The sequence below is a fragment of the Pseudomonas endophytica genome (assembly GCF_001411475.1).
Taxonomy (GTDB): domain Bacteria; phylum Pseudomonadota; class Gammaproteobacteria; order Pseudomonadales; family Pseudomonadaceae; genus Aquipseudomonas; species Aquipseudomonas endophytica.
In genome coordinates this window covers 1-20,162 of the sequence record NZ_LLWH01000218.1, presented here as the reverse complement: position 1 = coordinate 20,162, position 20,162 = coordinate 1, and the positions used below count along the sequence as shown (strand labels likewise).

The 20,162-nt window shown below is 53.3% G+C and carries 15 protein-coding genes; 9 read left to right on the top strand and 6 right to left on the bottom strand.

Going from position 1 to position 20,162, the window contains the following annotated elements:
• Both AQS70_RS23960 and AQS70_RS20645 read left to right on the top strand, forming a co-directional pair.
• Nucleotides 1–462 (top strand): hypothetical protein (locus tag AQS70_RS23960; RefSeq protein ID WP_206542152.1); only part of this gene is annotated, 462 nt, incomplete at its 5' end.
• Between the two features lie 796 nt (nt 463–1,258).
• On the top strand, nt 1,259–1,906 hold the full coding sequence (locus AQS70_RS20645) for a hypothetical protein (RefSeq protein WP_055104596.1): 648 nt from the start codon (nt 1,259–1,261) through the stop codon (nt 1,904–1,906).
• 82 nt (nt 1,907–1,988) lie between these two features.
• Here AQS70_RS20645 and AQS70_RS20640 read toward each other — a convergent pair whose 3' ends face one another.
• Nucleotides 1,989–3,572: a peptide chain release factor 3 gene (locus AQS70_RS20640; RefSeq protein WP_055104595.1), complete on the bottom strand. Its 1,584-nt coding sequence runs from the start codon at nt 3,570–3,572 to the stop codon at nt 1,989–1,991.
• 333 nt (nt 3,573–3,905) lie between these two features.
• Here AQS70_RS20640 and AQS70_RS20635 point away from each other — a divergent pair, with 333 nt between their 5' ends.
• The 5 genes from AQS70_RS20635 to AQS70_RS20615 all read left to right on the top strand — a co-directional run bounded on the left by AQS70_RS20635 (nt 3,906) and on the right by AQS70_RS20615 (nt 9,099).
• Nucleotides 3,906–4,622, top strand: coding sequence for an ABC transporter permease (locus tag AQS70_RS20635; protein ID WP_055104594.1), 717 nt, complete (start codon nt 3,906–3,908; stop codon nt 4,620–4,622).
• 24 nt (nt 4,623–4,646) lie between these two features.
• Nucleotides 4,647–5,540: a glycine betaine ABC transporter substrate-binding protein gene (locus AQS70_RS20630; RefSeq protein ID WP_055104593.1), complete on the top strand. Its 894-nt coding sequence runs from the start codon at nt 4,647–4,649 to the stop codon at nt 5,538–5,540.
• A gap of 9 nt (nt 5,541–5,549) precedes the next feature.
• The gene (locus tag AQS70_RS20625) at nt 5,550–6,203 is read left to right on the top strand and encodes an ABC transporter permease (protein ID WP_055104592.1); all 654 of its coding nucleotides are present in this window, start codon (nt 5,550–5,552) and stop codon (nt 6,201–6,203) included.
• A complete protein-coding gene (locus AQS70_RS20620) occupies nt 6,200–7,357 on the top strand; it encodes an osmoprotectant ABC transporter ATP-binding protein OsmV (RefSeq protein WP_055104591.1) in 1,158 nt (385 codons plus the stop codon). Before AQS70_RS20625 ends, AQS70_RS20620 begins: the two co-directional genes overlap by 4 nt.
• 578 nt (nt 7,358–7,935) lie before the next feature.
• The gene (locus AQS70_RS20615) at nt 7,936–9,099 is read left to right on the top strand and encodes a type III PLP-dependent enzyme (RefSeq protein ID WP_055104590.1); all 1,164 of its coding nucleotides are present in this window, start codon (nt 7,936–7,938) and stop codon (nt 9,097–9,099) included.
• A gap of 58 nt (nt 9,100–9,157) precedes the next feature.
• On the opposite strand, the gene AQS70_RS20610 is transcribed toward AQS70_RS20615, so the two are convergent.
• The 4 genes from AQS70_RS20610 to AQS70_RS20595 form a co-directional block, all read right to left on the bottom strand.
• Entirely contained in the window at nt 9,158–10,168 is a 1,011-nt protein-coding gene (locus AQS70_RS20610) for an alpha-xenorhabdolysin family binary toxin subunit B (RefSeq protein ID WP_055104589.1), read from the bottom strand.
• A 16-nt stretch (nt 10,169–10,184) separates the two neighbouring features.
• Nucleotides 10,185–11,423, bottom strand: a complete 1,239-nt coding sequence (locus AQS70_RS20605) for an alpha-xenorhabdolysin family binary toxin subunit A (RefSeq protein ID WP_055104588.1) — start codon at nt 11,421–11,423, stop codon at nt 10,185–10,187.
• Between the two features lie 193 nt (nt 11,424–11,616).
• Nucleotides 11,617–12,378 carry a tetratricopeptide repeat protein gene (locus AQS70_RS20600; protein ID WP_055104587.1) on the bottom strand — a complete coding sequence of 254 codons (762 nt, stop codon included), beginning with the start codon at nt 12,376–12,378 and terminating at the stop codon, nt 11,617–11,619.
• A gap of 3 nt (nt 12,379–12,381) precedes the next feature.
• Nucleotides 12,382–13,062 carry a Fe2+-dependent dioxygenase gene (locus AQS70_RS20595; RefSeq protein WP_055104586.1) on the bottom strand — a complete coding sequence of 227 codons (681 nt, stop codon included), beginning with the start codon at nt 13,060–13,062 and terminating at the stop codon, nt 12,382–12,384.
• A gap of 218 nt (nt 13,063–13,280) precedes the next feature.
• Here AQS70_RS20595 and AQS70_RS20590 point away from each other — a divergent pair, with 218 nt between their 5' ends.
• Both AQS70_RS20590 and AQS70_RS20585 read left to right on the top strand, forming a co-directional pair.
• Nucleotides 13,281–15,566, top strand: a complete 2,286-nt coding sequence (locus AQS70_RS20590) for a TonB-dependent receptor (protein WP_055104585.1) — start codon at nt 13,281–13,283, stop codon at nt 15,564–15,566.
• A gap of 89 nt (nt 15,567–15,655) precedes the next feature.
• Complete coding sequence (locus AQS70_RS20585) at nt 15,656–18,190, top strand: sulfite reductase flavoprotein subunit alpha (protein WP_055104584.1); 2,535 nt, start codon at nt 15,656–15,658, stop codon at nt 18,188–18,190.
• A 193-nt stretch (nt 18,191–18,383) separates the two neighbouring features.
• Here AQS70_RS20585 and AQS70_RS20580 read toward each other — a convergent pair whose 3' ends face one another.
• Nucleotides 18,384–20,120 (bottom strand): PTS fructose-like transporter subunit IIB, encoded by a 1,737-nt coding sequence (locus AQS70_RS20580; RefSeq protein WP_055104583.1) that lies wholly within the window; start codon nt 20,118–20,120, stop codon nt 18,384–18,386.
• Nucleotides 20,121–20,162 lie beyond the last annotated feature (42 nt).

The following is a 20,162-nucleotide window of genomic DNA, read 5'->3' as shown; positions in this document are numbered from 1 at the left end:
GGGTTCGGAGGCGCACCCACCGGTGGTTTCGGAGGTACACCCACCGGTGGTTTCGGAGGCACGCCCACCGGTGGTTTCGGAGGCACGCCCACCGGTGATTTCGGAGGCACGCCCACCGGTGATTTCGGAGGCACGCCCACCGGTGATTTCGGAGGCACACCCACCTGTGGTTTCAACGGCGTACGGACGGGTGGCTTGGGAGGCTTGCCTTGTGAAAAGCTCGAACTGAGACTCAGCCCCCCCAACTTCTGCTTTTCATCTTTTGCGTGCGCATCGGCCCAGTCAGCTCGTGAGCGCGGAGAAACGAACCCGCGTTGCTTATTCAGTATTTCGACATCGTCTTCAACTGTACGTATGTCAGTACCTCTCACGCCGGCTTTTAAGCCAGACGTATCATCGAATCCATCCATTTTTTATGTCCTTTTTCGCCGTGAACATCACGGCATCAATACGTTTATTTAAGCCCCTACTGCTTAACATCGCTTACTGCAGAGACATACAAAAATATTAAATTAAATAACAAAGAAAGCCAGTCGCCACAAAGAAAACAGAAAAAACACCTACAGATTCAGTGAGTATACTGACAGTGGGTTAAAACTTTTTTGTAGGACTTCACGATCAAAAAAACCCTACGACTCTCTATATAGGTATTACCCAACCGTTTCATGATCATCCCCTAAGGAGAATCTTTCGCACACTTATGGATATTAATGAGACTGAAAATCACAATTGATGCCTTATAACTGCCACACCTGATCGCCACGACGAGCGGCTAATGATACTCATCATTTTTTTCAACTTCGTCAGTTTCAGACACTCACTGATCCAATCTAGACAGATACAAAGTGTAAGATGTGCACCCCCTAGATGTAGCCACTATAGAAAATATGCCGCCACCTTAGTTCTCCATACGCGTTGAATCCTTACACAACATAAAGTACAGCCATAATAATCAAACAGTTAACGTAGAACTCAGGCATTTCACCACGCCACCCAAACAATCGAAACACCAAACCCCGCCAAATATTATATCTTTTGAATTAATACATTATTGGTCTAGGGTATTTATCAACACATTGATATTCCTTCAGCAAAAAACCAACATAACGTTTGCACCTGACAGCTTTTCACCCATAAGGCTAACTATGAACTCTGAGATATCCACAGAAAAAACCGCTGCAAAACCCTCTTTCGACGATATTGTCCTTGCCGCTCAGGCTGCACCTAAAATACTCAGCGATGCTTCAGCAGGACAAAGATGTTTTTGCAGGAGTTTGAACATGAAGTTATGCAACCTTCAAACTCTGCACACGCCATAACACTTAAGGACCTCCCTCCCCAGAACTTTACGCCTATCACCTCAGGCACGCATGTAAAACTTCATCATTCAGACATCAGAGAACTTATAGACAATCTACGTTCACTTATAGAAGAATGTGCATTCACTGCCACCTTATTCAATCAGATGCTGACGGAGGATTCAAATACCTCACACTCACTTTTAACCCACTTCATCAACTTACTACAAACGCCTATCTGTCAGTGCCATCCCTCCGCATCAAAACTTTCAATTTACTATCATGATGGATTATCAGCCCTCATCCTCCCATTGTTTTACTTGCCTGATTCTTTAATGCTTTTCAACACTGACAACCAACAGAAAACTTATTTAAAAGAGCTGCGCAATCTGAATATTAACGTTCGCCAGACTGGTAGCGCCCTCGGCTTAACATGCTCGCGACTCTTACTGTTTCTAAACGAAATTGACAAAGGACTTAAACCCAACACTCTTCAAACTACCCTCCGATTGGCAAGTACTTCTTTTACCCAGATCGAGTCCATATTGGAGGGTTTAAAAGCGACAAGTCACGCACTGATAGCACTAGCGACAGCGCTGAAGATTTAATAAAAAAAATAGTTGGCATCCGTTATAAAAAAATAAATCTGCTATCCCTGAAAAAACAGAGATAGCAGACTCAACGCCTATCTTAGTGATGCTCACGTGTCGCGCGGAAGTTGATGTCTGGCCAGCGCTCTTCCATCAGCGCTAGGTTGACACGGGTCGGAGCCAGATAGGTCAAGTGCCCACCGCCGTCCACCGCCAAGTTTTCGACCGCTTTGTTGCAGAACTCTTCCATCTTCTTTTTATCGCTGCTATCAATCCAGCGCGCCGAGTACACGGTGATTGGCTCGTAGGAGCATTCCACTTTGTACTCTTCCTTCAAGCGGCTCGCGACCACGTCGAATTGCAGCACACCGACAGCGCCCAAGATGATGTCGTTGCTGCGCTCAGGGAAGAACACTTGGGTTGCGCCCTCTTCGGCCAACTGCTGTAACCCTTGACGCAATTGCTTGGACTTGAGCGGGTCGCGCAGACGCACGCGACGAAACAGTTCGGGGGCGAAGTGTGGAATACCGGTGAAGCTCAGGTTTTCACCCTCGGTGAAGGTGTCACCGATCTGGATGGTGCCGTGGTTGTGTAAGCCGATGATGTCGCCTGCGTAGGCTTCTTCGAGCTGTTCACGCTCGGAGGAGAAAAAGGTCAGGGCATCGCCGATGCGCACGTCTTTGCCTGTACGCGCGTGGCGCATCTTCATGCCTTTTTCGTACTTACCCGAGCAAATGCGCATAAAGGCAATACGGTCGCGGTGTTTCGGGTCCATATTCGCCTGAATCTTGAACACGAAGCCGGTGAATTTTTCTTCAACCGGCTCCACCACGCGCTCGTTGGCCACACGGGCCAAAGGCATAGGCGCCCAGTTGACCACGGCGTCCAGCACGTGATCGACCCCAAAGTTGCCCAACGCTGTACCGAAGAACACTGGTGTTAATTGACCGTCGATGAACTCCTGCTGGTTGAACTCATGGCAAGCGCCCTGCACCAGTTCAAGCTGCTCAACAAAGCGATCGTACTCGTCGCCCAAGTGGGCGCGGGCTTCGTCGGAATCAAGCTTTTCGATGATTTTGGTTTCGGTGCGTTCATGACCGTGTCCGGCGGTATAGACAATGATGTAGTCGTCAGCCAGGTGGTAAACACCTTTGAAGTCACGGTAGCAGCCAATCGGCCAAGTGATCGGTGCAGCCTTGATTTTCAGAACCGCTTCGATTTCGTCCAGCAGCTCAATCGGATCACGAATGTCGCGGTCGAGTTTGTTGATAAAGCTGACAATCGGCGTGTCACGCAGACGGCAAACGTCCATCAGGGCGATGGTCCGCGGCTCTACACCCTTACCGCCGTCAAGCACCATCAGTGCCGAGTCGACCGCAGTCAATGTGCGATAGGTGTCTTCCGAGAAGTCTTCGTGGCCCGGGGTGTCGAGCAGGTTGATCATGTGGTCGCGATACGGAAACTGCATGACCGACGTGGTAATCGAAATACCCCGTTGTTTCTCCATTTCCATCCAGTCGGAGGTGGCATGGCGGTCGGACTTACGCGATTTCACCGTACCGGCGACAGCAATCGCCTTACCCATCAATAGAAGCTTTTCTGTGATGGTGGTTTTACCCGCATCGGGGTGGGAAATAATAGCGAAAGTGCGGCGTTTCGCGACTTCTGCGGCCTGATGGGTCATGGGAAATCGCCTGACGATTGATTCAAAAAAGGGCGCGGATTATAGCCTAAATCAGGGGCTTGCAGCCACCGTTCGCAGCTTTGCTCGTCGATCAAGGGTGGCAAAGTGCCGTAAAAAATGTGAACCTTTTAAACAGTGGAGGCGTCCACTGCTCTGATACGACAAAGCGTCAGAGGCTGAATTATCAGCAAGTTAGTCTGACGAGGCTACGTTAATGACAGGTCCTTTAGGCATATAGCCATCACCTGTTGCTCTTCGCGAATACCTTCTCGGCAGCCAGAAATGGCATTGCCACAGGGGAATGTGTCCGCCGACTAAAAAAGGAGTCCGCCTATGGCTAATCGCTATGGTAAAGGGCTTATAGGATGCGTAGCCGTTGCTGCGGTCCTGGCCCTGTTGGTCCACTGGATCGGCATAAGCACTATCGAACACTATCAAGATGATCTGTTGTTCTACCTGCAAGCCCACCTGTACCTCGTACTCGCTTCAATGTTCATCGCCCTCCTTGTGGGAATACCCGCCGGCATTTTCTTAAGCCGTCCGTCGATGGCCTCGCATGCAGAGCGTTTCATGCAGGTCTTCAACATTGGTAACACGGTTCCACCGCTTGCAGTTCTGGCAATTGCCCTAGGTTTTCTGGGGATCGGTAGCGGGCCTGCGATCTTCGCCCTGTTTCTCGCCTCATTGTTGCCCATTGTGCGTAACACCTATGAAGGCCTGAAAAACGTTCCGGCTTCACTTAAAGAAGCAGCTGTCGGTATCGGCATGACCCCACGCCAAGTGTTGTGGCGCGTTGAATTGCCCAATGCCGTACCCATCATCATGGGCGGCGTGCGGGTTGCACTGGCGATCAACGTCGGTACTGCACCGCTGGCCTTCCTGATCGGCGCCAACAGCCTGGGCAGTCTGATTTTCCCTGGCATCGCTCTTAACAATCAGCCGCAATTGATCCTCGGCGCAGCCTGCACCGCGCTCTTGGCATTGCTGCTTGACGGCTTGGTGATTCTCATCAGCCGCCGCTGGTTGGAACGAGGTCTGCGACCTGCATAAGGTCGGGCTGAGGAAAGGAAAATGATGAAGAAAATTAGCGTGTTATTAGGCTGCATCCTGCTCTTTGCAGGCATTGTCCAAGCCGCAGATAAACCCACAATCCGCATTGGTGCGCGGGTATTCACCGAGCAAACCCTGCTCGCTGAAATCACTTCGCAGTACCTCAAAAGTAAGGGCTACAACGCCCAAGTGACCGGTGGCTTAGGCAGCAGTTTGGCACGTAGCGCTCAAGAGAGCGGGCAATTGGATTTGATGTGGGAATACACCGGCGTGTCGCTGGTGGCTTACAACCACATCACTGAGAAGCTCGACAAAGAAGACGCCTACAACCGTGTAAAAGACGTTGATGCCAAACAAGGACTGATCTGGCTGACCCCGTCTAAATTCAGCAATACCTACGCCTTGGCGTTGCCAGAAAAGGTGGCTGAAGAATATCCAGACATCAACACCATCAGCGATCTGGATAAGGCGCTGCGCGATCCGGAAAACAAAGGCGCGTTAGTGGCACTCGACACCGAGTTTGCCAACCGCTCCGACGGCCTCAAAGGCATGGTCGAGCTGTACAACATGGACCTGACGCGCAAAAACATTCGTCAGATGGACGCGGGTCTGGTCTACACCGCCCTTAAAAACGGCCAAGTGTTTGCAGGGCTGGTGTACACCACCGACGGTCGTTTGAATGCGTTCAACCTCAAGCTGCTAAACGATGACCTCAAGTACTTCCCGGACTACACCGCCGCCCCGGTTGTGCGTAAAGCCTTCCTAGACCAGCACCCGGACCTCGAAGGTTTGCTCAAGCCGCTGGCCGAACTGTTTGACGATGAAACCATGCGCCAGCTCAACGCGCGGGTCGACGTGAATCACGAAAGCCCGTCCAAGGTCGCCGCTGATTTTTTGCGCGAACATCCCATTAACTAAGGAGAAGACATGGACTTTCTAGACGCCTTTTCCCATATGGATTGGTCGCTTGTCGCACATTTGACATGGCAACACATCACCTTGGTCGGCATTGCCGTGACCCTGGCCATCGTCGTCGGCGTGCCACTTGGCGTGCTGATGACCCGCTTCCCGTCGCTGGCAGGCCCCATGCAGGCCAGCGCCACGGTGATGCTCACTATCCCCTCGATTGCCCTGTTTGGCCTGTTGTTGCCGTTCTACTCAAAGTTCGGCCAAGGCTTAGGCCCAATGCCCGCGATTACCGCCGTGTTTTTGTACTCGCTGCTGCCGATTATGCGTAACACCTACTTGGCCCTCACGGGTGTAGAGCCGGGTATTCGTGAGGCCGCTCGCGGTATCGGCATGACCTTCAATCAGCGTTTGCGCATGGTTGAACTGCCTATCGCCGTACCGGTGATCTTGGCAGGCGTGCGTACCGCCGTGGTCATGAACATCGGTGTTATGACCATCGCTGCCACTATCGGCGCGGGCGGTTTGGGTGTACTTATTCTGGCTGCAATCAGCCGTAGTGATATGTCGATGCTGATTGTCGGCGCGGTACTGGTCAGCGTGCTGGCTATCGTCGCAGACCTGCTTTTGCAATGGCTACAACGCTCGTTGACTCCAAAAGGATTACTGAAATGATCGAACTTCAAAACCTCAGCAAAACCTTCCAAAGCAACGGCAAAGATGTCAAAGCCGTGGACTCGGTAAGCCTGACCGTCAACGAAGGCGAAATCTGCGTATTCCTTGGGCCATCGGGTTGCGGTAAAAGCACCACGTTGAAAATGATCAACCGCCTGATCATGCCGACTTCCGGCAAAATTCTGATCAACGGCGAAGACACCACCGGCCTCGATCCGGTCATGTTGCGCCGCAACATAGGCTATGTGATTCAGCAGATCGGTCTGTTTCCGAACATGACCATCGAAGAAAACATCACCGTGGTACCTCGTCTCCTTGGCTGGGACAAGCAAAAGTGCCATGACCGTGCCCGCGAACTGATGAGCATGATCAAGCTTGAACCCAAGCAGTACCTGCACCGTTACCCGCGTGAACTGTCGGGTGGTCAGCAACAGCGCATCGGCGTGATTCGCGCCTTGGCCGCAGAAGCCCCGCTGTTATTGATGGATGAGCCGTTCGGTGCGGTCGACCCGATCAACCGCGAGATGATCCAGAACGAGTTCTTCGAGATGCAGCGCGCGCTGAACAAGACCGTGATCATGGTCAGCCACGACATCGACGAAGCGATCAAGCTGGGCGATAAAATCGCTATCTTCCGCGGCGGCAAACTGTTGCAGATGGACCACCCGGATACGTTGCTCGCACACCCTGCAGACGAGTTTGTCAGCAACTTTGTGGGCCAAGACAGCACACTCAAGCGTTTGCTGCTGGTCAAAGCTGAAGACGCGGCCGACAACGCGCCATCGGTTAGCCCAGAAACGCCAGTCGCCGAAGCGCTGGAACTGATGGACGAACTTGACCGCCGCTATGTCGTCGTCACCGATGCCGATAATAAGGCCCTGGGGTATGTGCGTCGTCGTGACCTGCATCGCCAAACCGGTACATGCGGTCAATACCTGCGTGAGTTCAACGCCACTGCGGCTTACGACGAACACTTGCGCATCCTGCTTTCGCGCATGTATGAGTTCAACCGTTCGTGGCTGCCTGTAATGGATGCTGAGCGCGTGTTCCTGGGTGAAGTGACACAGGAGTCCATTGCCGCTTACCTCAGCTCGGGCCGTTCACGCGGGGCCAAAACCAGCATTGTGTCCCCTGCGGAATTAGCTCAGGTGTAACTCCCCCTTCCCTTGTTCGCGATCTTTTGATCCCTTAAAGATCGCGCGTAGGAGCTGCCGCAGGCTGCGATCTTTTGATGTTGCGGTAGAAGATCTAAAGATCGCAGGCTGCGCCAGCTCCTACAAAAATAGAGATGCACCCGATGACTGGTAGCAGTTGATCGCAGCCTTTGTGCCTCGTCAGCGACTACAGACTTAGCCCGTTTTTGACCAAAACTCAGGCGTAACCCCTCCCCTACATTCGTTGGGCATGACACCTCAATTTATGCCGTGCGGAACATCACACCGTCATCAAGGTCGGTTACTTAAATAGCTCACCTTGGCCCCCATGACTCAGGCTTATAAAAACGCGACATTTTTAGTTGATCTGAGCGCAGTCACGCCCTACAGTTCGCGCCGAACATCCATGCTGGAAACGATCCATCCGGCTCAAGTACTGACGACGAGACAGCAAGGTTCATTTACCTTTTTTGCTTTCGGCGGACATGCCTTGGGAAGTAGGCGAACCAAAGTGGGGATACGGAGGATGTTCATTTGCACCCATTTATTTATGACGTTTGCCACTAGGAGTCCTACGTATGTCGATCAAGGTCGAAGAATACTTTGCGCGCGAAACCTTTCAAAAAATGAAGGCTTTCGCTGACACCCAAGAAACCCCGTTCGTGGTGATCGACACCGCCATGATCAGCCAGGCATACGACGACCTGCGTGCAGGTTTCGAGTTCGCCAAGGTCTACTACGCGGTCAAGGCCAACCCAGCGGTTGAAATCATCAATTTGCTGCGCGACAAAGGCTCGAGCTTCGACATCGCGTCGATCTATGAGTTGGACAAAGTGATGGCTCAAGGCGTCGGGCCAGATCGCATCAGCTACGGCAACACCATCAAAAAATCCAAAGACATTCGTTATTTCTACGAGAAAGGCGTGCGCCTGTTCTCCACTGACTCCGAAGCCGACCTGCGTAATATCGCTAAGGCTGCTCCTGGCTCGAAAGTCTACGTGCGTATTTTGACCGAAGGCTCGACCACCGCAGACTGGCCACTGTCGCGCAAATTCGGCTGCCAAACCGACATGGCCATGGACCTGTTGATTCTGGCCCGCGACCTAGGCTTAGTGCCTTATGGCATTTCGTTCCACGTGGGTTCGCAACAGCGTGATATTAGCGTGTGGGATGCGGCCATCGCCAAAGTTAAGGTGATCTTCGAACGCCTGAAAGAAGAAGACGGCATTGTTCTCAAGCTGATCAACATGGGCGGTGGTTTCCCGGCCAACTACATTACCCGCACCAACAGCCTAGAAACCTACGCCGAAGAGATCATTCGTTTCTTGAAGGAAGATTTCGGCGATGACCTGCCAGAAATCATCCTAGAGCCAGGCCGTTCGCTAATCGCTAACGCCGGGATTCTGGTCAGTGAAGTGGTGCTGGTCGCACGTAAATCACGCACAGCGGTTGAGCGCTGGGTATATACCGATGTGGGCAAATTCTCTGGTCTGATCGAAACCATGGACGAAGCCATCAAGTTCCCGATCTGGACCGAAAAGAAAGGCGAGATGGAAGAAGTGGTGATCGCCGGGCCAACCTGCGACAGCGCCGACATCATGTATGAAAACTACAAGTACGGGCTGCCATTAAACTTGGCCATCGGTGATCGTCTGTACTGGTTGTCGACCGGTGCCTACACCACCAGTTACAGCGCCGTTGAATTTAATGGCTTTCCGCCGCTGAAGTCGTTCTACCTATAATACGTAGGGATTGTTCCACCTCCCCGGATGATGGTCCGGGGAGGTTTTTTATGATCTGTTACCGACTGATCTGACGTAAAAACGCCATAAATTCAGCCATCTCTGCATAGAGGTGTTGCATTGATTGTTCCGTCGAGGTGCGCGCAGCGCGAACACCGTCCAAGAAAACCGCCAGCCCTTGAATGACCAGCTGCATGTTGCTAGCCCAGAGAGTCCGCACGCCAACTAACTCTTCAAAAATAACCATATTATTTTGACGTTCTTTTAATTTATGAATCTCGGCCACGTGAATTTTTTCTTGCGCATTCAAGGCTGTCAACTTGTCAGTTATTTTATTGCGCGCCTCAGCCAGCGAGTTAAATGTTAAACCGCCATTTATAAGATCTACGTACAAGGTGACGCGTTCAAGCGCAACCTTAACAAGGTTAGCATCCACTTTTCTAACCACAACAGCTGCCACTAAAACCTCAATTTGCTCAGCCGTCGGCAGCAGCTCTTTTACATGATCAACCCACGATTTTGATTGCAGAACTTTGATAGCTTCAACAATAGTTTTTTTATCCTCGCGCAGCAGATCCTTCTCCGCCACTGATGCGCTGACTTGTTCTTCCAACTCAGCGAGCCGTTTCGCATCGTACGCCAGCAAGGGATCGGAAAAATGCTCCAGATTAAGGTGTTCGCCTTCATTTACCCACTGAGCTACTTTATATTTTGATTCTTCAACCTTACTGACAATGCGATCAGCTTTTTCGTCATACATCGTTGCGAGCCGACTGATGGCAGGGTCTAAGTCAGCGTTGGGCATACCAGATGCTTTAATCTCTACCCATTGTTCAATGATCGCCTTAATATTTGTGCTCTCCACGATAACTTCGAGGCTGCGCACGTGATCAATAATGGCACGAGTATCACTACTCAATAATTTGGCCGAGACCAATAGACGCTCTTGCAAAGACGGCATAAAACTGTAGCGGCCGCCAACGGCCGCTTCATTAAATTTATTAAGCGCCCCCTGAACAACCTGCATGTCCGGAGCAATATAACGTATCTCTTTAATTTCCATATTCATTAGCAAATCCTTTCACTCAGCGAGATTCTTCGAGGGCATCATTAAACGCATTGGATATTTGAACCGTGTAATCACTCACGCGCGCCCAAGGATTTAACAGCTGTTTAAAATCCAGTTTGAATTGATGTAACTTGACGAACGTGTCAACACCGTCAAGCGCTTCAGCAGCCTCACCTAGGTACTTGGCAATGTAGTCCCAGACCTGCGCCAACTGCTTCGCTCCTTGTTCCGCTGCAAACATGCGACCTCTTAAATCTCCAAAGCACTGGTGAGATTGGTCCAGCAGGGCAATAAGCCGTTCTTGATCTTTCTTTTTGCTAAGCAATATTTTTCGCTCAGCAATCCGTTCATTTTTTCGAGCCCGTGTTAACTCAGCTTTCGAGCCAAATATTCCGCCCGTGACAGCCAGACCGACCGCGCCGAATGGCAAACCTGTAAAACTGTACCCCACCTGCCTCTTGTAGTCGGCAAGCAGCTCCTCGATTTCGATTTCCAACTCTCGAAGGCGCTCAACGATGTCTTTATGCTCTGTCAGCGCCCCACTGTCGCTGTGGGCTTTAAGTATGCGGTTGATTTGATGAATGAGATGATCCGACAGCACACGCTCAAATTCGGCAGCCAAGGCCCCGACGCCGTCCACCTTTTTAATATAGCTTTCGGTAACGCCTTTAATCTCCAGCACATAATCCTTGATGATATCCACTGCCTTTAACTCATCAAAATCGAAAAAGATATCGCCTAACGTCTCTTTTTCTTTGTCTGTCAGATCATCAAGCGTACCGGTTACGAAACGGCCAAGCTCTACTTTGTCTATTATGTCTAATATTGCTTTTCCAGTAGTTAAAAACCCGTCCGAGAACTTATTCAGCTCTCGACTGAGCTCTTTCGTAGCGCGCTCTAACTCACCCCAAGTGTCCGCATGCGCTACAACGTCTAGATGAAACTCTAAAATATTTTTCGGGTTTAGCTCTACCCCCTGCACGCCACCCACTTTTTCAGTGATGACCTTAATATCCAACGGTAAAAGCTTGGCATATCTCACATACTGCCGAACCGCAAAAATATCGCTGCGCCTGATAATAAAACCTATTTCTTTTTGTGGGACTGCACTGTCTTTTGCCCCTGCCAGTACTTGAATGTAAAACGATGGTATATGCACCGCAGCTTCTAGAGTGCTCATTTCCTCAATCAGCCTACTTTCATCAATACTTCCCGCGCCCGGCTTAACTCTAACGGCGTTTTCAATGCCTTGCATATTAATTCCTTTTAATGAGTGATTCTGTCTAAACACAATCACTTTTTAAGAAGAATTAATCAACTGGAGCAATCCCACACACTCTGTGAGAAAACTACATTTACAAAATTGAAAAGTCTTAAAACCTTGGCGCCAAACTATCAGACGTATTTAAATACTATGTAGGAAGGGGCTGTCAGTAAATAAAAGTTTATTACAACGCTTTGTTTAACAAGGTATTGATTCGCGCTTGATACACATCGCTCATGGCACGGATGCTAGGCTCTTTAGCCTCAAGCAATGCCGCCCGACTGACCCGCAGAAACTTTAGATTGCCAATGGCCAGAGCACATTCAAGCCACTGCAATGCACCTTCAATATTTCCGCGCTCAGCCAGTACGGCGGCATGGCTGAATTGCCCGCGAAAATCACCAGCGTGTGCGGAGCGTTCGTACCAGTTCCACGCAGCCCGTGAGTCTGCCGGGCAATAACGACCGTCTTCAAGGTAACGACCGAGCAAGTTCATGGACTTGGCATGCCCCAAATGCGCGGCTTCTTGATACAGCGCAAAGGCGGCGTGCTGGTCTTGCACGACTCCGCGCCCAGTTGCCAACAAGTTGGCGTAGTTATACAGCCCCCAATCAAGGCCGGCTTGGGCTGCCATTCGATAATGGCCCGCGGCCGCCCGTTCGTCTGCGGTGCAACCCCATCCATGCTCAAGGCATCGCCCAAGCATATTGCGCGCCATCACATGGCCGCCCTGCGCGGCGATACCAAACCAGCGAAAGGCCAAACCCTCGTCGCGCTCAATCCCCTGCCCTTCAAGCAGAATTTGCCCCAGCAAAGCTTGCCCCTCAAGGATGCCTTGCTTGGCGGCTAGCAAAATAGCTTGCGCCGCACGTGCCGGGTTCTCTGCCAGCATGCTCTGCAGTTGCTCACCACTCAGTAGCTCTTCGCGCTGCAATTGAAAGCCCATGCCTTACACCTCAACCCAGCGACGCAACAGGTTGTGGTAGGTGCCCGTGAGCTGAATTAACGCGGGGTGATCCGGCACATCGCGGGTCAGTTGCTGGATAGCCGTGTCCATTTCAAACAACAACGTGCGCTGGCTGTCTTCACGCACCAAGCTTTGGGTCCAGAAAAAAGACGCGAAGCGGGCGCCGCGAGTGACCGCGTTGACCTTGTGCAAACTGGTGCCGGGATACAGCACCATATCGCCCGCAGGGAACTTGATCTGCTGCACGCCGTAGGTGTCCTGGATCACCAACTCACCGCCGTCGTAGTCTTCGGGATTACTGAAAAACAGGGTTGCCGATAAGTCCGTGCGCACGCGCTCCGGGCTGCCTTTGGGCTGACGTACAGCGTTGTCGATATGAAAGTCAAAACTCCCGCCGCCGGTGTAGCAATTGACCAACGGTGGAAAGACCTTGTGCGGCAGCGCCGCTGACATAAACAGCGGGTTTTGCCACAGCCGGTCAATCATCGCCGCGCCAATTTCTTTGGCCAGTGGATGCCCTTCGGGCAATTGCAGGTTGTGTTTGGCTTTGGCGGACTGATACCCGGCGGTGATTTTCCCATCAGCCCAATCCGTCTGGAGCAGTGCCTCGCGGATGCGCTGGACTTCTTCGCGGGAGAACAAGCCGGGAATATGCAGCAGCATGACGCGATACCTGATTGGGAAAAAGATGCCAATGGTATTGATTCTTATTGGTTGTGTAAAACGCTGTTAGAAACCCCAAGACGATCGACTGTGAAAAATCCGTAAAGCAAAAGTGTAAAGAATGTAAATTTGTCGCAAATAGTAATTGCTCTCAATTGTTAGGAGGAATTGTTTGCACTATATTCCGCCGCTCAAACTCTTGGGGAAGGGATCGTTACATGTCGCGTCAACTCATAAAAATACCCGTTAGCTCACCGCGGTTACTGGCGTCTGCCATCGGTGTAGCGATCACTGCCACGTCTGCTAGCCACATGGCTCAAGCTGCCGAAAGCACTGAGAGCAAAGCACAGGGCAACAGCATTTCCTTGGGGGCAACGACGGTAACGGGTGAGCAGACGCAACAGTCTTATCAGACCGAAAAAGCCAGCTCCCAGAAGTACACCGCGCCGCTGGTCGATACGCCGCGCTCGGTCACTGTGATCCCGCAGCAAGTACTGCAAGACACCGCAGCCATCTCGCTGCAAGACGCATTGCGCACCGTTCCGGGTGTGACCTTTGGCGCAGGCGAAGGCGGCAACCCACAAGGCGACCGCCCCTTTATTCGTGGTTTTGACGCTCAAGGCGACATCTATCTCGATGGCGTGCGTGACGCCGGTGGCCAAACCCGCGAAATTTTCGATATCGAATCCATCGAAGTCAGCAAAGGCCCGAACTCTTCCTTTGGAGGCCGTGGCTCGGCTGGCGGCAGCTTGAACCTAGTCAGCAAGACCCCAAAACTGGGGGACTTCCTTAACGGCGGCTTTACCTACGGTTCGGATCAAACCCGTCGTTACACCGTGGACGTTAACCGCCAGTTCCTAGACACCGCGGCGTTCCGCTTGAACCTGATGAGCCACGAACAAAACGTGGCCGGTCGTCAGTCGATCAATTACGACCGCTGGGGCGTTGCACCGTCGCTGACCTTCGGTTTAGGCACTGAAAACCGCCTGAACCTCAGCTACTACCATCTGCAAAGCAACGACCTGCCAGACTCCGGCATCCCTTACGGCTACAGCAGCAATGCCAGAACGGCGGCTCACGTAAACGACAAACCCGACGACGGCGGCAATAGCAGCAACTTCTACGGCCTCAAAGACCGTGACTTCCGTAAAACTCGCGCCGACATCAGCACGATTTCGTTCGAGCACGACTTCAATGACTCGATGACTGTGAAGAACACCTTGCGTCACGGCAACACCGGCCAGGACTACATCCTGACCCAGCCGGACGACAGCCAGCACAACGTCAATCAGTTCGGGACCGTGTGGCGTCGCGCCAACACCCGAGTGACGACTACCCAGACCACGACCAACCAGACCGATCTATTTGGTAATTTCACCGTGGCGGGCTTTAAGAACACCTACTCCACCGGCGTCGAATTCACCCGTGAAGAAACCCGCGCCAGCAGCTACACCGTGACCCCAAACAACAATCCTATTTGCACCCCGGACAAAGTCGGTAACAGCGGCGGCCAGTGCACCTCGCTGTCCAACCCGAACCCAGGCGACGAATGGACCGGTACTGAAACACGCAATTACAACGGCACCAACACCATTGGCGTCACCAAAGCGGCGTACGTGTTCAACACCCTTGAACTTGATCCTCAATGGCTGCTCAACACCGGGCTGCGTTACGACCAGTTCGACGTGACGGCTAATACCAATGGGGCGAGTGGTCGGACCAAAGCTGAAAACAACAGCAACTTCTTCAACTGGCAGGCGGGGCTCGTCTGGAAACCGTTGGATAACGGCAGCGTGTATGCGTCCTACGCAACTTCAGCCACACCGCCGGGGGCACTGGTGGGCGAAGGCGCAGAAGGCAACCCGCTGGTGACTACCAACAGCGTTAGCGATCTAGAACCAGAAGAAACCGTCAACTATGAGTTGGGCACTAAGTGGGATGTGCTCCAAGACCGCGTATCTCTGACCGCTGCGGTGTTCCGTACTGAGAAGAAAAACACCCGTGTACTGACCGACGCGTTCACGTATCAAAACGCCGGTAAGTCTCAAGTTGACGGTATCGAGCTGTCAGCCAGCGGCAAAATCACTGAAAAGTGGCAAGTCTTTGCAGGCTACACCTACCTCAAAAGCGAATTGGTTGATTCCGGTTTGAAAGGTCGTAATGGCGTGGTGGGCGTGGGCTCGGACAAAGGCAACGACATGCCTAACACCCCGAAAAACAGCTTCAGCCTGTGGACAACCTATGAAGTCATGCCAAAGCTGACCATCGGCGGCGGTGCGTTCTATGTCGACAAGGTGTATGGCGATACCGCCAACACGGTTTACGTGCCGTCCTACACCCGCTATGACGCAATGGCCAGCTACAAGCTGACCAAAAACATTGACTTGCAACTGAACGTGCAAAACCTGACCGACAAAACCTACTACGACAAAGCCTTCTCGACCCACTTCGCGAGTCAGGCCGCCGGTCGTACTGCGTTGTTGACCACCAGCGTCCACTTCTAAATCGGTTAAGTCGTGACCAAGCCCCGTCCATTCAATGGCCGGGGCTTTTGTGTGAAAGCCCCACCTATTGAGCGAGCAAGGCGGTCGTCGTGTTTAAGAAAACCCTGTTCCAGCTGCACTGGTTTTTCGGAATTACCGCAGGTCTGGTCCTAGCCTTGATGGGCATTACAGGCGCGATCGTGTCATTCCAAGATGAGTTGGTGGAGTGGCTCAACCCGACAGTGCTCAAGGTTCAGAAACTCGACAGCGGCATGCTGTCGCCCGCCGAGCTGGTGCGCAAGGTCGAGGCCACTGAAGGCAAACAAGTTGCCATGCTGTGGGTCGCCGTCGACAGTGACAGCGCCTCACGGATCTTCTTCACGGCGCCACCGGGCGAACGCCGCGGTCAATTGCGCCACGCCGACCCGTACACGGGTAACTACCAAGGCGACGTCACGGGTTTAGACTTTTTCAACCTGATGCTGCGCCTGCACCGCTTTCTGGCCATCGGCGATACCGGCCGCCAGATCACTGGGGCCTGTACCTTGATGTTGTTGTTCTTCTGCCTATCGGGCCTTTACCTACGCTGGCCGCGCAAAGCCCTGAACTGGCGCGCTTGGCTGACCCTGGATTGGGCGAAAAAAGGCCGTAGCTTTAACTGGGACCTGCACGCGGTGGCCGGGACTTGGTGCCTGATTTTTTACCTGTTGGCCGCGCTGACCGGCTTGTCGTGGTCTTACGAGTGGTACAACAAGGGGCTGCAAAAGCTGTTCTCCGACAACCCGCACGCAGAGCAACGCAAAGGCGGGCGCGGCGGGCCACCTGCTGGCGGTGCACCGTTGGTGGCTGATTATGAAGCGATCTGGGCCAGCATCCAGAAAACCGCGGGGCCTGACCTGAGCCACTACAACATTCGGATACCGCCTGCCGCGGGGCTACCTGCAACCGTCTTTTACCTGTTGAAAACCTCGCCCCATGATCGCGCCTTCAATCAGATCAGCCTCGACCCTGCGACCGGCGTGGTGAAAAAGGCCGAACGCTATGACGAAAAAACCTACAAAGCGCAGTTGCTGACCAGCATCTACGCCCTGCATACCGGGAGCTACTGGGGTATGACCGGGCGTATTTTGGTTACCGTTGCCTCTCTAACCATGCCGTTGTTCTTTATTACCGGCTGGTTGTTGTACTTGGATCGTCGCCGTAAAAAAAACCAGGTCAAACAGGCGCGCCAAGGCTTTAGCGACGCCCCTAATGAGGCTTCGTCGTGGCTGATCGGCTTCGCCAGCCAAAGCGGCTTTGCCGAACAACTGGCCTGGCAGACCGCCGGTCAATTGCAGGCAGCGGGGATGCCGGTGCGCGTTCAGCCGCTGGCGGCCCTGAGTGAAGATGACTTAGAACGCAGCAGCCATGCGCTGTTTGTCGTCAGCACCTTTGGTGACGGTGAAGCGCCCGACAGCGCTCGGGGCTTCGAACGCAAACTACTCGGCCAGCCGCTTGGGCTCAACGCCCTCAAGTACTCGGTACTGGCCTTGGGTGATCGTCAATATCCGCACTTTTGCGGCTTTGCGACTCGTATTCAACAATGGCTGATCGAGCGCGGCGCACAATCGCTGTTTAACCCGGTGCAAGTCGACAGCGGCGACCCCGTGGCGCTGCACCTTTGGCAACAACAACTCAGCCAACTCACAGGCGGTGCCCCAAGCGCCAACTGGCAAGTACCGAGTTACAACAACTGGACGCTTGAACAACGCCAACTGCTCAACCCTGACAGCAGCGGTTCTGGGGTTTACCTGCTCGAACTCAGCGCACCTACTCACAGCGACACATGGCAAGCAGGCGATCTGGTTGAAGTCATGCCACGCCAATCGCCGTGGGCGGTCGAGCACTTACTAGAGGGTTTGGGCCTATCGGCAGACAGCCTTGTTCACTTAGACGGACTGCAAGAAACCTTGGCTCAGGCACTGACCAGCCGCCAGTTACCCGAAAGTCGCGGGCACTTGGTCGGGTTGCACGCCCAAGCGCTGGTGGACGCCTTGATCCCGCTCACCCAGCGCGAGTATTCCATCGCCTCGATCCCTCAAGACGGCGTACTGCAATTAATCGTCCGCCAAGAGCGCCACCCTGATGGCAGCTTGGGGTTGGGCTCTGGCTGGCTGACCGAACACGCACCGTTGGGTGCAGCCATCAGCGTGCGTGTGCGACGCAACAGCGGCTTCCACCTACCTGAAGAGCCTTGCCCGCTGATTTTGTTGGGTAATGGCACTGGACTGGCCGGGTTGCGCAGTTTGCTTAAAGCTCGCATTGCCGCGGGGCAGCAGCCGAACTGGTTGTTCTTTGGCGAACGAAACATCGCGCACGACTTTTATTGCCGCGAAGAACTGCAAGGTTGGTTGGCCAGTGGCGACTTAGCACGACTAGACCTGGCCTTTTCACGGGATCAGGCGCAGAAGGTTTACGTACAAGATCGCCTACGTGAAAAAGCTGACGAGGTACGCCGCTGGCTTGCGGACGGTGCTGCGATATACATCTGCGGCAGCCTAAACGGCATGGCCTCGGGGGTGGATGAGACGCTGACTGAAGTGCTCGGCGCCGAAGCCGTGCAAGGCCTGATTGAACAAGGCCGTTATCGCAGGGACGTGTATTGAGTGCGCCGCAAACCCCGTAGCAGCGAGCTTGCCTCGCGATCTTTTGATCTTGACGTTTAAAGATCAAAAGATCGCAGCCTTCGGCAGCTCCTACAAAAGCAAAAGCAGCGCGGCATAAAGGCCAAACACAGGCTTTGTACGCGCCTAAACCCGTAGGAGCGAGCTTGCTCGCGATCTTTTGCCTCTTATGGTCTCAAGCCTTCGCCGTTTCTAACGCTATGTCCACCGGCTCCGGGCGTTTGATTAATGCATAGATCACTGCCGTGACCACGCTACCCGCCACAATCGTCAGTAAGTACAACAACGCATGGTTGATGGCATTGGGGATCAACATCACAAACAAGCCACCGTGCGGGGCCATCAGTTTGCAGCCAAAGTACATCGACAGCGCACCCGTCAACGCGCCGCCCACGACGCTGGCCGGGATCACCCGCAAAGGATCTTTGGCCGCAAACGGGATCGCCCCTTCAGAAATAAAGCACATGCCCAACACCAACGCAGCCTTGCCCGCCTCGCGTTCGGTTTGGGCAAATTTGCGCCGTGCAATCAGCGTCGCAATGCCCAAACCAATCGGAGGCACCATGCCCGCAGCCATGGTCGCTGCCATCGGTGCATAACTTTGCGAGGCCAGTAACCCTACCGAAAACGCATACGCGGCTTTGTTGATAGGCCCACCCAAATCGACGCACATCATGCCGCCCAGCAATACGCCCAGCAGGATCGCATTGGTGGTGCCCATGCTGTCGAGGAAGTGCGTCAGGCCCTCAAGCATCCCAGCCACGGGCTTACCGACCACGTAAATCATCACCAGACCGGTAAACAGGCTGGCAAATAACGGGATGATCAAAATCGGTTTCAACGCCTCAAGGCTTTGCGGCAAACGCGCATAACGATTGATCGCTTTGGCGCAGTAACCAGCCATAAACCCGGCAATGATCCCGCCAATAAACCCAGCACCTAACGTGCTAGCCAACAAGCCGCCAATCATCCCTGGCGCCAAGCCAGGACGGTCGGCAATCGAGTAGGCGATGTAACCCGCCAACAGCGGGACCATCAATTTGAACGCTGCATCGCCGCCGATTTGCATCAGTGCAGCAGCCAAAGTGCCTTCTTCTTTATAGGCGTTAATACCAAACACAAAGGACAACGCGATCAACAAACCGCCCGCCACCACCATCGGCAACATGTACGACACGCCGGTTAGCAGGTGTTTATAGACCCCAGTTTTCTCCTGTTTGGCTGGCGCCGAGCCGCCCGCTGCGGCGGTTTCTTGCTGACCTTCGCTTAATGCCTTTTTCAAGATGGCTTCAGACTGCTTAAGCGCAATACCCGTCCCACAGCGGTATATTTTCTTGCCCGCAAAGCGATCGGTCGGCACATCAATGTCGGCCGCCAACAGCACCACGTCGGCTTCGCTGATGGCCTGCGCACTTAACGGATTACGTGCGCCAACCGAGCCCTGCGTCTCGACCTGCAACTGGTAACCCAAACGCTTGGCCGCCTGTTGCAACGCTTCGGCCGCCATAAAGGTGTGAGCCACACCGGTCGGGCAAGCTGTAATCGCGACGATTTTAGGGCCTGCCCCAACAGGAGCCTCTTCGACAGCAAGGCTTGGGGCGACATACACCTGAGCCTCTTTAACACCACGCAACAACACGGCTTCGACATCGTGTAGGGCTTGTGCCGGGCTGCTTTGAAATACCCGTTTACCGATAAAACGCTGCATGTCTAATGGCGTGCTGCTGACTACCAACACCCACTGCGCTTCGTCGATAGTCGCTTTGGACAACTGACGCTCCGGGCGCTTGGAGTCATGCACTTCAACGCTGGTACTCCACCCTTGGCGCTGCGCTGCGGCATCGAGCAAGCGGGCACATAACACGCTGGTCACCATGCCATTAGGGCAACCCGTCACAATGGCTAATTTCATGTGTATCCCTCTTATTCTTTTGCCAAGGCGCGACCATTCACG